General features: G+C 73.8%; 12 protein-coding genes. 8 read left to right on the top strand and 4 right to left on the bottom strand.

Annotated features, from left to right (window positions below):
- Positions 1–18 precede the first annotated feature (18 nt).
- Positions 19–813: a hypothetical protein gene (locus BLS70_RS19855; RefSeq protein WP_091771467.1), complete on the bottom strand. Its 795-nt coding sequence runs from the start codon at positions 811–813 to the stop codon at positions 19–21.
- A gap of 147 nt (positions 814–960) precedes the next feature.
- Between BLS70_RS19855 and BLS70_RS19850 the strand changes: the two genes are divergently transcribed.
- Together BLS70_RS19850 and BLS70_RS19845 are read left to right on the top strand one after the other, a co-directional pair.
- Positions 961–1455 (top strand): GNAT family N-acetyltransferase, encoded by a 495-nt coding sequence (locus tag BLS70_RS19850; RefSeq protein ID WP_218122518.1) that lies wholly within the window; start codon positions 961–963, stop codon positions 1453–1455.
- Positions 1456–1614: 159 nt separating this feature from the next.
- Complete coding sequence (locus tag BLS70_RS19845; protein WP_091771463.1) at positions 1615–3081, top strand: HNH endonuclease signature motif containing protein; 1467 nt, start codon at positions 1615–1617, stop codon at positions 3079–3081.
- Positions 3082–3121: 40 nt separating this feature from the next.
- Here the strand turns inward: BLS70_RS19845 and BLS70_RS19840 are convergent, their stop codons facing one another.
- The gene (locus BLS70_RS19840; protein ID WP_091771460.1) at positions 3122–3763 is read right to left on the bottom strand and encodes a hypothetical protein; all 642 of its coding nucleotides are present in this window, start codon (positions 3761–3763) and stop codon (positions 3122–3124) included.
- Positions 3764–3839: 76 nt separating this feature from the next.
- Here BLS70_RS19840 and ald point away from each other — a divergent pair, with 76 nt between their 5' ends.
- From ald to scpB, 6 genes are all read left to right on the top strand, one after another.
- Positions 3840–4955, top strand: coding sequence for an alanine dehydrogenase (gene ald / locus BLS70_RS19835; protein ID WP_091771458.1), 1116 nt, complete (start codon positions 3840–3842; stop codon positions 4953–4955).
- A 50-nt stretch (positions 4956–5005) separates the two neighbouring features.
- Positions 5006–5932, top strand: coding sequence for a site-specific tyrosine recombinase XerD (locus BLS70_RS19830; protein WP_255362608.1), 927 nt, complete (start codon positions 5006–5008; stop codon positions 5930–5932).
- A 212-nt stretch (positions 5933–6144) separates the two neighbouring features.
- Positions 6145–7050, top strand: a complete 906-nt coding sequence (locus BLS70_RS19825) for a ParA family protein (RefSeq protein WP_091771454.1) — start codon at positions 6145–6147, stop codon at positions 7048–7050.
- Complete coding sequence (locus BLS70_RS19820; RefSeq protein WP_091771452.1) at positions 7047–7574, top strand: hypothetical protein; 528 nt, start codon at positions 7047–7049, stop codon at positions 7572–7574. The genes BLS70_RS19825 and BLS70_RS19820 overlap by 4 nt, the downstream gene beginning before the upstream one ends.
- A gap of 123 nt (positions 7575–7697) precedes the next feature.
- A complete protein-coding gene (locus tag BLS70_RS19815; protein ID WP_091771450.1) occupies positions 7698–8540 on the top strand; it encodes a segregation and condensation protein A in 843 nt (280 codons plus the stop codon).
- The gene (scpB, locus tag BLS70_RS19810) at positions 8537–9367 is read left to right on the top strand and encodes an SMC-Scp complex subunit ScpB (protein WP_091771448.1); all 831 of its coding nucleotides are present in this window, start codon (positions 8537–8539) and stop codon (positions 9365–9367) included. The genes BLS70_RS19815 and scpB overlap by 4 nt, the downstream gene beginning before the upstream one ends.
- 3 nt (positions 9368–9370) lie before the next feature.
- Here the strand turns inward: scpB and BLS70_RS19805 are convergent, their stop codons facing one another.
- Both BLS70_RS19805 and BLS70_RS19800 read right to left on the bottom strand, forming a co-directional pair.
- A complete protein-coding gene (locus tag BLS70_RS19805; RefSeq protein ID WP_091771446.1) occupies positions 9371–10846 on the bottom strand; it encodes a hypothetical protein in 1476 nt (491 codons plus the stop codon).
- Positions 10843–11418, bottom strand: a complete 576-nt coding sequence (locus tag BLS70_RS19800) for a SigE family RNA polymerase sigma factor (protein WP_255362607.1) — start codon at positions 11416–11418, stop codon at positions 10843–10845. The genes BLS70_RS19805 and BLS70_RS19800 overlap by 4 nt, the downstream gene beginning before the upstream one ends.
- Between the last annotated feature and the right edge of the window lie 24 nt (positions 11419–11442).

Below are 11442 nucleotides of genomic sequence, written 5' to 3'. Positions count from 1 at the left end.
TCGCCTCGAGCGGCCCATTCAGGGCCCTTCGCCGGCCAGCGCATCCAGGAACGCGTCGAAACGCTCGTCCTCCGCGTGCATGATTTCGGACAGCGCCACCGTCGACGGTGAGCCGGTCGCCTCCACGTACGCGGAGAACCGCTGGAAGACCTCGTTGCCGAATGCGTCGCCCAGGGCGTCCTGCAGGTACCCCATGGTTGCGTCCATCCGCTGACCGTTCTCGTGGGCCGCCTCGACCTCCAGGTACCCCAGGACGAGGTAGCTGTGCCGGCGGTGCCGTGACCTGCGCTGCTGCTCCGCCAGTTCCTCGTCGAACTCCGGGCTGCCCGGCTCGTAGGCGAACCATCCGTAGGACCCCTCGTTCGCCACCTGACCATCAGGGTCGAGATGCGGTATCGGATCCGGGCAGAGGTGGTGGGTCGTCAGGTGCAGGTGGTCCCCACGCTCGAGCACGAATCCGTGCGGCGTGCGGTCGACCCCGACGAGTGCCGCGTCGAAACTCAGCAACAGCGCGGTGTAGGCGCGCGCCCGGGCGTCGCCTGCCGGCCACCACGACTCGATGACCCGGGCGTCGCGCTCCACCGCCCTGCTGAACTCCTGCTCGTCCAGCATCAGGCGGTACGGCGGGCCGGTCGGCGTCCCCCTGTGCGCCGTGACCAGCCATTCGACCGGCCCTGGCTCGTCGTCGTGCTCCTCGCCGCCCGGCCGGCCGTCCACCGGGCCCGTGACGACCGTCCCCGTCCGTCGCAGGTCGGCGAGGAACCGGCCCAGGTCGTGGAGGGCGTCACCGTCGTGCGGGGAAGGTGGGGTCATGCCGGCGATGCTCGCATCACGACGATCACGGCCGGGCGTCGAAGCTCAGCCACCCTCTGTCCCGTAGCGGCCCGCTGAGGGACAGCGGCGTCGCGGCGCTCGGAGAGGACTGGCACTGTCGCGATCGTGAGCTCGAGGACGCGCATCGTGCACATCGACGACGCCGAGGCACTGACCCGCATCGTGATCGAGGGCCGCACGTTCTTCGCTCCATGGGAGCCACACCGAGACGAGCGGTGGTTCACCGAAGAAGGTCAGCGTGACGACTTCCGAGCGGCACTGGATCGGTACGCGGCGGGGCTCGGCCTCCCCTGCGTGATCGTCGACGACTCAGGGTGCGTGGTCGGCCGCATCAATCTGAACAACATCGTCCGGGGTGCTTTCCGATCGACCAGCGTTGGTTACTGGGTCGACCCCGCCAGCAACGGACGTGGGCTGGCCACGACTGCGGTCGGGGAGATGCTGCACCGCGCCTTCGCCGAGCTCGGGCTGCACCGCGTCGAGGCGGGCACGCTGGTACACAACGCGGCCTCGCAACGAGTGCTGGAGCGCAACGGGTTCGCCCGTTACGGGCTGGCCCCGCAGTATCTGAACATCGCCGGCCGCTGGCAGGACCACGTGCTCTTCCAAGTGCTGGGGTGAGCCAGGGAGCGCCCCGCATCCAGCCCGGGATCCGGCCTGACAGGTGCCGCTGAAGCCGCCTCATGGGCCAATCCGAGCCACAGACAGGCCTGTGCGATCCCTCTGCTGGCCGTACTCACCTCGCCAAGAAATGTCAGAGGTGGCCCGTAGCTTCGTGGTGTGCAGACGCTGGCGGGGACCTCTCTGGTGGAGGGGGTGCTGGTCGACTGGGTGAGCGCCCCGCCGGAAGCGCACCTGGACCTGCCCGTCGACTGGCTGGACGACGGGCAGGTCGCCGCGGAGCTGGCCCGGATCGAGCGGGACCGCGCGCGGCAGACCGCCCGCGAGGCGCAACTGATCCTGCGGCTCGCCGAGCTGCGACCCGACACGGACGATCCGGCGCCCGGCACACCCGGTGCCCGCCGGCGGAGCTGGCGGAGGACCGACCCAGAGTTCGCCGGGGTGAGCGAGTTCTTCCCCGACGAAGTGGCGCACGCAATCAACCTGGGCCGGGGGACGGCCGCGTTCCGGGCACGACGGGCGTTCACCTGGCGGGACAACCTCCCGGCCACGTTCGCGGCGTTGCGGCGAGGGGAGGTGGACGAGCGCCGCGCGGGGGTCCTCGCCGACGCCCTGCAGTGCGCGACGCCGGAGCTGGCTCAGGCCGTGGAGGCGGCGCTCCTGCCCGAGGCCGGGGAGATGTCGCTAGCCCGCCTCCGGAACCGCGCCCTCGAGCTGCTGGCCGAGCTGGACGCGACCGCGGTCGAGGAGCGTCGGGCCGAGGCGCAGCGGGCCGCCGACGTGCGCACGTACCCGACGGCTGACGGGATGGCGGCGCTGACCGCCGAGATGGGCGCGGAGGAGGCGGCTGCCTGCTACGCCGTCATCGACGAGCTGGCCGCGATGGCTAAGGCCGACGGCGACGAGCGGGCGATCGGGCAGATTCGGTCGGCGATCCATTCGATGCTCATCCTGCGTCCCGCTCACGGACTGGGTGGGATGTCGGTGCAGCTGACCGTCAACGCCGCACTCGACGGACTGGAGGGAGCCAGCGATCGGGGTGGCGACGTCGCGGGCTTCCCGATCACCGCCGCTCACCTGCGCGAGTTGCTGCGTCGGGTGGAGGCGATCGGGCTGACCGCACCGGTCGGTGGGTCGCTGACCTTCGCGCTCACCGACGAGCGCGGGCAGTTGCTCGCCACCGTGACCGCCGCCGAGCTCTCCCGTCTCGCGCGGGGCGGCTGCCGGCAGCACCCCGATGCGGGGTGTGGCTGTGCTGTGCTGGGCATGCCGGACCCCGTCGACGAGTACGAGCCCCGGGCCGCCCAGCGGCGGTTCGTCACCACCCGGGACCGGCGGTGCCGGATGCCCAACTGCGGTCAGCGGGTCGGTTGGGCCGACCTCGACCACGTCCTGGCGCACGCGGACGACGGGCAGACGTCGTGCACGAACCTCTGCTGCGCCTGCCGCTCCCACCACCGGCTGAAGACCTTCGCCCGCGGCTGGGACTTCCGCATGGATCCCGACGGCACGCTGCACGTGACCAGCCCGTCGGGGATCACCCGGACCACCCGGCCACCGGGTCTCCGACCGCCCGAGCCCGCACCCTCACCGCCCGATCCCGCGGCCGACCCGCCACCGTTCTGACTGCGCGTGCGGAGTGCTCGCACCGACTTCTCGAGGGACGTCAGGCGTGCTCGGCCTGCGTCGTCGTGCCGGGCGGCCGGAGGCCCAGGCGGTCGAGTTCGAGGGCCGCCAGGGCTCGCACGGCCGCGGGGTCGCCGGCCCGCCATGCCGCGCCGGTGCCCGGCGGCAGCGCGGCCAGTCGGGGGAGTGGTGCGGTCGCCATCGCCCGGGCGGCCAGCAGCTCCAGGTCCGCGCCGCCGGCCGGGGTGCCGGTCAGCACCCGCTGCGCCGCCGTGGCCTCGCGGACCCAGCGGGTCCGCCACGGCAGCCAGCGCAGCAGGAGCCAGCCGACCGGCAGCACGACGAGGGCGAAGGCGAGGATCGTCGCCAGGGTGTCGACGGCGTCCTGCGCGGATTGCCCGGCGCCGCGCACCGAGCCGCTCGCCTCGGCCAGCGCGTCGAACGGCGCCGACAACTCGTCGCCCGCCAGCGGCACGTCCTCGGCGGCACCGGCCGCGGACTCCATGCTCCCGCCGACCGACCGGCCGAGATCCTCGACGGCCTGCCCCGGCCCGGCCAGCAGCAACACCGCGCCGTGCACCGCGCGGGCGGCGAGCACCCAGCCGACGATCCACACGAGCAGGCCGAGGTCGGCGGCGAGCTGGCGCAGGCGGAGGGCGGGGTTCTGGGCGTACAGGCGCATCCGACCATCCTTCGGTCGGCAAGGACCGCCCGCAGGTCGAGCGTGGGAGGACGGTCGCGTGCCTACACTCCGGCCCATGCAGGTCGGGGTGGCCCGAGAGGTCAAGAGCGGTGAGTACCGGGTCGCGCTGACCCCGGCCGGCGTGACCGAGCTCGTCCGGGCCGGGCACACCGTCCTCGTCGAGAGCGGAGCGGGGGAGGGGTCCTCGATCCCGGACACCGACTTCGCCGCCGCCGGTGCGCGGCTGGTGCCCGCCGCCGACGACGTGTGGGCCGAGGCCGACCTGCTGCTCAAGGTGAAGGAGCCGGTGCGCGAGGAGTACGGGCGGCTGCGCGCGGGCCAGACGCTGTTCACCTACCTGCACCTGGCCGCGTCGAAGGAGTGCACCGACGCGCTGGTCGCGTCGGGCACCACGGCGATCGCCTACGAGACCGTGCAGACCCCCGACGGCGCGCTGCCGCTGCTGGCGCCGATGAGCGAGGTGGCCGGGCGGATGGCGCCCCAGGTCGGTGCGCACGCCCTGGAGCGCGCGCACGGCGGGCGCGGTGTCCTGCTGGGCGGGGTGCCCGGGGTGTACGCCGCGAAGGTCGTCGTCCTCGGTGCCGGCGTCTCGGGGATGAGCGCGGCGGCCATCGCCCTGGGCATGCAGGCCGAGGTCGTCGTGCTGGACAAGGACATCGACAAGCTGCGCGCCGCCGACCGCATCTACCAGGGGCACCTGCAGACCGTGGCCTCCACCGCCTACGAGGTCGAGCGCGCGGTGCTCGACGCCGACCTGGTGATCGGTGCGGTGCTCGTTCCCGGGGCGCGCGCACCGGTGCTGGTGAGCAACGAGCTGGTGGCGCGCATGAGGCCCGGCTCGGTGCTCGTGGACATTGCCGTCGACCAGGGCGGCTGCTTCGAGGACACCCGGCCGACCACCCATGACCAGCCGACGTTCCGGGTGCACGGGTCGGTCTTCTACTGCGTGGCCAACATGCCCGGCGCGGTGCCGAACACCTCCACGCACGCCCTGACCAACGTCACGCTGCCCTACGTGATGGCGCTCGCCGGGCAGGGGACAGCCGCGGCGGTGGCCGCCGACCCGGCGCTGGCGCACGGGGTCAACGTGGCCGGGGGCGAAGTCGTGCTGCCCGAGGTGGCGCGGGCGCACGGCCGCACCGCGGTGCCGCTGGCGGAGGTGCTCTCCTGACCGTCGCCGACCTCCCCTCGCGCGTCTCCGGCTCCGATGTGGCGCGGGCGGTGACCGGGTACCTCGACCACCTCACCGTGGAGCGCGGGCTCGCTGCCAACACCATCGCCTCCTACCGGCGCGACCTGCGCCGGTACACCGAGTACCTCGACGCCGCCGGCGTGCGCGGCCTGGGCGAGATCGCCGAGTCCGACGTGGCCGGCTTCCTCGCCGCTCTCCGCCGGGGCGACGACGACCACCCGCCGCTGTCGGCCACCTCGGCCGCGCGCGCCGTGGTCGCGGTACGAGGCCTGCACCGTTTCGCCCTGCTCGACGGTCTCGTGCCCGACGACGTCGCCGCCGAGATCCGGCCGCCCACGCCCGCCCGGCGGCTGCCCAAGGCCGTGCCAGTGGAGTCGGTGGTAGCGCTGATCGAGGCCGCCGGAGCCGTGGAGGGACCGCGCGGCCTGCGGGACCGGGCGCTGCTCGAGCTGCTGTACGGCACCGGTGCTCGCATCTCCGAGGCGGTCGGCCTGGCGGTGGACGACGTCGACCGTGGGCAGGCGACGGTGCGGCTGGCCGGCAAGGGCGGCAAGGAGCGCATCGTGCCCGTCGGCAGCTACGCGCTGCGCGCCGTCGAGGAGTACCTCGTCCGGGCCCGTCCCGAGCTCGCCGTGAAGAGCAGGGGCGGGGTGCGGGGCGGCACGCTGTTCCTCAACGTCCGTGGGGGGCCGCTGTCCCGGCAGAGCGCTTGGCAGATCCTGCGCTCGGCCGCCGAGCGCGCCGCCGGGGGGAGCAGCGAGCTGGCCCGCTCGGTGTCGCCGCACACGCTGCGACACTCCTTCGCCACCCATCTGCTCGACGGCGGTGCCGACGTCCGCGTGGTGCAGGAGCTGCTGGGCCACGCCTCGGTGACGACGACGCAGGTCTACACGCTGGTGACGGTCGACCGGCTGCGCGAGGTCTACGCGACCAGCCACCCGAGAGCGCTCAGCTGACAGCCCGCTCGGGTGATCCTCGGCAGATTTTGGTGCCGCTTCGGCTGGAGCAGTCACACTGGTTGTCACAGATCGCCATGTCGACACGGCACGCGGCGAGCCTCCTTGGTCAGCCTTGCATCGCTCCATAGTTTCGTCCCACCCGAGCGGACAGGACGGCTGGCCGCACCCGGCACCGACCGGACCGGGGACGAGCTGGAGGCGACAGACCCATGGCGATCCGAGCGGACGCGGCCCACGCCGTCGCGCGCCCGCGCGACACCGACCCCGAGATGGGTGCCGCCGCCTCGCGGCAGGACCCCGCGCGCGCCCGGCAGCGTCCGCTGCCGGACCCCAAGCCGCTGACCGAGCACGGCCCGGCGCACGTCATCGCGATGTGCAACCAGAAGGGCGGCGTCGGCAAGACCACGTCGACCATCAACCTGGGCGCCGCGCTGACCGAGTTCGGCCGCAAGGTGCTGCTCATCGACCTCGACCCGCAGGGTGCCCTGTCGGTCGGGCTCGGGATCCCGGCGCAGAACATGGACCGGACGATCTACAACGCGCTCATGGAGCGCCGGACGACGCTGCGTGACGTGCGGGTGCACACCGACATTCCCGGTCTGGACCTGGTGCCCAGCAACATCGACCTGTCCGCCGCCGAGGTGCAGCTCGTCAGCGAGGTCGCCCGCGAGCAGACCCTGCTGCGCGTGCTCGCCGACGTGCGCGACGAGTACGACTACATCCTCATCGACTGCCAGCCCTCGCTCGGCCTGCTCACGGTCAACGCCCTGACCGCGGCCCAGGGCGTGATGATCCCGCTGGAGTGCGAGTTCTTCTCCCTGCGCGGGGTGGCGCTGCTCGTCGACACGATCGACAAGGTGAAGGAGCGGCTCAACCCGCAGCTGGAGATCTCCGGCATCCTCGCCACGATGTACGACGCGCGGACCGTGCACTGCAAGGAGGTGTTCAGCCGGGTGGTCGAGGCCTTCGGCGACACCGTCTTCCAGACCGTCATCCAGCGCACCGTCCGGTTCCCGGAGACCACGGTCGCCGGGCAGCCGATCACCACCTGGGCGCCGACCTCGTCGGGTGCCGCGGCCTACCGCGACCTCGCCAAGGAGGTCATCGCACTGTGACGCGTCGTCCTGTCCTCCCGGGGGCGTCGGAGCTGTTCCGCCGCACCGACACCGCCAACGCCGTCCCCGAGGTCACCGAGCTCCCCAGCCTGAGCAGCACGGTCAGCTCGCCCGCCCTGCGCGGCGCGGCGGCCGGCCGCCGCGCCGAGGAGTCGGTCCCCGAGTCCGCCGCCAGTCCGCTGACCCTGGTGCCCGGGGGTGCCACCGCGGCCCCGGCCACCGGCGACGACGAGCTGGCCGCCTTCCGCAGCGCCCCGGCGCCCGCGCCGGTGATGCAGCCGCGCGTGCCGACCCGGGGGCGTCCCGCCCGCGGCCGGGAACGCACCAAGCACGACGAGAAGATCACCGTCTACATCTCGGCCGACGACCTGATGCAGCTCGAGACCGCCCGGCTGACGCTGCGCGGTCAGCACGGCCTGGCCGCCGACCGCGGGCGCATCGTCCGCGAGGCGATCTCGGTGATCCTGGCGGACCTGGCCGATCGCGGCGAGGACTCCGTCCTGGTGCGCCGCCTCAAGGGCTGAGCACATCGTCGTCCTCCGGACGACACCGCGGCCAGGTGCCGTCCCGGCCGGCGTGGAGCACCACCTCCGTCCCGGCCGGGAGGCCTTCGGCCCCCGCACCCGGAACGGACCTAGGCTGCCGTCGTGAGCGAGGCGCAGCCGACATCGCGCTTCACCGTCCGGCTGACCAACTTCGAGGGTCCCTTCGACCTCCTGCTGCAGCTGATCGGCAAGCACAAGCTCGACGTCACCGAGATCGCGCTGTCGACGGTCACCGACGAGTTCATCGCGCACCTGCGGGCGCTGGGCGACGAGCTCGATCTGGACCAGGCCAGCGAGTTCCTCGTCGTGGCCGCGACGCTGCTCGACCTCAAGGCGTCACGGCTGCTGCCGGCCGCCGACGTCGACGACGAGGAGGACCTCGAGCTGCTCGAGGCCCGTGACCTGCTCTTCGCCCGGCTCCTCCAGTACAAGGCCTACAAGCAGGCGGCGGCCTTCCTGCGGGAACGCGAGACCGAGGCCGCCCACCGGTTCCCGCGCACCGCCGCCCTGGAGCCGCGCTTCGCCGACCTCGTGCCGGAGGTCTCGCTGGACCTCACCCCGGAGCAGTTCGCGGCCCTGGCCGCTCGGGCCCTCACGCCGAAGATGCCCGAGCTCGTCGGGGTGGCGCACCTGCACGCCCCGGCGGTCAGCGTCAGCGAGCAGCTCGTGGTCGTCCGCGACCACCTCGCCCGCGCCGGCACCGTCTCCTTCCGTGCGCTCACCGCCGACTGCACGCACACCCTCGAGGTCGTAGCCCGGTTCCTGGCGCTGCTCGAGCTGTACCGGCAGCAGCGGGTGACCTTCGAGCAGCTGACGCCGCTGGGTGACCTGCACGTCCGCTGGACGGGGCGGGAGCAGTCCGACGCGGAGGTCGACGTGGACGGCGCCCTGCCCGACCACGGCGCGGCTCCCGCAGCCGACGACATCGACGAGGAGTACTCGTGAGCAGCGACGACGACCAGCCGGCACCCATCTCCTGGGAGGCACTCGCGGCGGAGCTGGCCGCCACCCGGCAGGAAGCGGAGCGGAGGGGCGAGGACGACCCGGTCGCCTGGGACGCCGTCGCCGCCGAGCTCGCGGCCCGGGTCTCCGACCTGCCGGTGGAGGTGCCGGACGTCGCACCGGTGCCGGTCGAGGACGACGGCGACGCGGCACCGGCCCTGGCGGTCGCGCCGGAGCCCGAGCCCGAGCCGGAGCCGGAGCCCGAGCCGCTGGAGCTGCTCGACCCCGCCGAGCTGCAGGGCGGGCTCGAGGCGCTGCTCTTCGTCATGGACGACCCGGTCGACGAGGACACCCTCGCCGGGGCTCTGCGCTGCGACGTCGACCAGGTCCGAACCGGCCTGGCCGAGCTGGCGGCCGGCTACGACGCGCGCTCGGCCGGCATCACCCTGCGCAGGGTGGGGGAGGGGTGGCGCCTCTACACCCGTGAGGAGCACGCCGCTGTCGTGGAGCGGTTCCTCGTGGACGGGCAGCGCAGCCGGCTGACCCAGGCGGCGCTGGAGACCCTCGCCGTCATCGCCTACCGGCAGCCGGTCACCCGCGCCCGCGTGGCCGCGATCCGCGGCGTGGGTGTCGACGGCGTCATGCGCACGCTGCTCAGCCGGGGCCTGGTGTCGGAGGTGGGCAGCGACCCGGACAGCGGGGGCGGGCTCTACGCCACGACGCCGCTGTTCCTCGAACGGCTGGGGCTGACGTCGCTCGCCGACCTCCCGGAGCTCGCCCCGCTGCTGCCGGAGACCGCGGCCGTCCTCGACGAGCACCCCGACAGCTGAGCGTCACTCCCCGGTGAGGATGCCGGCGCGGGTGTACTCCCCGCCGTCCGCCCGGAGCGGCACGACCGACGTGGTGCCGGCGATCAGCTCCTCGTCGGTGGTGACGAGCACTCCGTCGACCAGGGGCACCTCGTCCAGCACGGTGCCCGTCGCGTCGTGGAGCCGCGCGGTCGTGGCCCCCACCGGCGCGACGACCACCAGGCTGGTCAGCTCCGAGTCGCCGGAGCCGGTCATGTCGTGCGTGGTGCAGCGGAACGCGAAGGTGCGCTCGGCGATGTCGGTGCCCCCGCCCGGCAGGACCGTGGTGTACAGGTCATCGCTGCAGCTGGATCCCCCGAAGCCCCCGTCCTCGAGCGGGCGCAGCACCGTGCACGACACCAGGACGGCCGTCGAGGGCAGGGTGGCGGTGGTCAGCGTGACCGTCGTCGGCACACCGTCGCGGGACGGCGCGATACCGGTCCACGGGACGACGACGTCGACCTGCTCCGGTGGCAGGCCGCTCCGCATCACCAGGTCCGCCGCGTCGAAGGCAAGCTCCGCGGGGTCGCCGACCGGCGGCCGCAGGGTGCGGACGGTGACGCCGGCCTGGATCCGGTCACGGTCACCGGCGCCGGAGGAATCGCTGGAGAAGGTGTCGAAGCCCTCGTCTGCGGCGACCGTGCCGCCGTCCCGCTCGATCCGGTAGCGCATGGCGTAGCCGTGATCGGTGGTCAGCAGCGCGGCGCCGTCCGGCGCGTCGACCGGCCGGTAGTCCCAGGTCTCGGTTCCGTCGGCCGCGTACTCCGGTCGGTCGGCGATCTCGATCCAGTCACCCGGTGCCGCGAGGACGAGCGCGGTGCCGGTCGACGCGTCACGAACGGCGATCGGGCGGCCGTCCATGCGGCCCCGCGGAACGCCGGCCAGGCGGAGCTGGTCGATCGGGGTGCCGGCCGGGCCGGCGAAGACCGCCACCGCGGTGGAGCCGAGCGCACCCAGATCGGTCTGCAGGTCGGGGTCGCGCTCGACCGGCTGGGCGTTGTTCTGCCCGGCCACGACGGCCAGGCGCAGACCGCTGGGGCTGTCGCCGGCCCACAGCACCCGGCGGGACTCGAGCGGCGGGTCGGGGATGCCGCTGAGCACCGGGTCGCGGCCGGCCGGCGCGGAGTCGCTCGACCAGGGCAGCCGGACCAGCGCATCGACCGCTGCCGGGTCGCCGACCAGCGGCCCGCGGGCCGGAAGACCGAGGACGTCGACCGCGGGCGCGGAGGAAGGTCCGGCCGTCGACCGGTCGGAGCCGTCGAAGAGGTGGGACGCCCCGGCCTGGGCGCCCAGCAGGACGGCCACGACCGCCGCGGCCGCGGCGAGCAGCTCGGCGCGGTGGCGCAGCCGTCGGCGGCGCAGGTCGGTCAGCCCCGCGGCCGACAGGTCGCGGGAGCTGTCGGGCGCCACCTCGTCGGCCCAGGCGCGCAGCTCGGTCCGCAGCAGGTCCTCGGTGTTCACGGCCGTCCTCCGGGGGGAGTGGGGGAGGGGAGCGGTGCGGGCGGCGCGAGGACGTCCGGGGCGGGCGAGTCGTGCTGGTCGAGCACCTCGCGCAGCCGGGCCAGGCCCCGGGACGCCGACGACTTGACCGTGCCCTGGCTGCAGCCCAGAGCCGCCGCGGTGTCCTGCTCGGACAGGTCGTCGAAGTAGCGCAGCACCAGCACCGCGCGCATGCGGGGCGGCAGGCGGAGGAGCGCCGCCCGGAGGGCCAGGCGCTGGACGGTGCCGTCGTGCTCGTCGGCGCCCGCTCCGCCGTCCTCCGGGAAGCCGGCGACCGGCACCTCCCGCCAGGAGAGCCGCCGGACCAGGTTCAGGTGCGTGGTGACCACGGTCTTGCGGGCGTAGCCGACCGGGTCGACCCGGTCACGCAGGCGCGGCCAGGGCCGGAAGACCTCGAGCAGCGCGGCCTGGACCAGGTCCTCGGCCCGGTGCAGGTCGCCGGTGAGCAGGAAGGCGGTGCGCATCAGCGAGGCGCGCCGTTCCGCGACGAAGGCGTCGAACGCCGCCTCGTCGTCCCCGCTCAAGCGAGCCACCGGTTCTCCTCGTCGCAGGTGCCT

Source organism: Blastococcus aurantiacus (assembly GCF_900102425.1).
GTDB classification, from domain to species: Bacteria; Actinomycetota; Actinomycetes; order Mycobacteriales; family Geodermatophilaceae; genus Blastococcus; species Blastococcus aurantiacus.
This window is presented reverse-complemented; position numbering and strand designations above follow the sequence as displayed.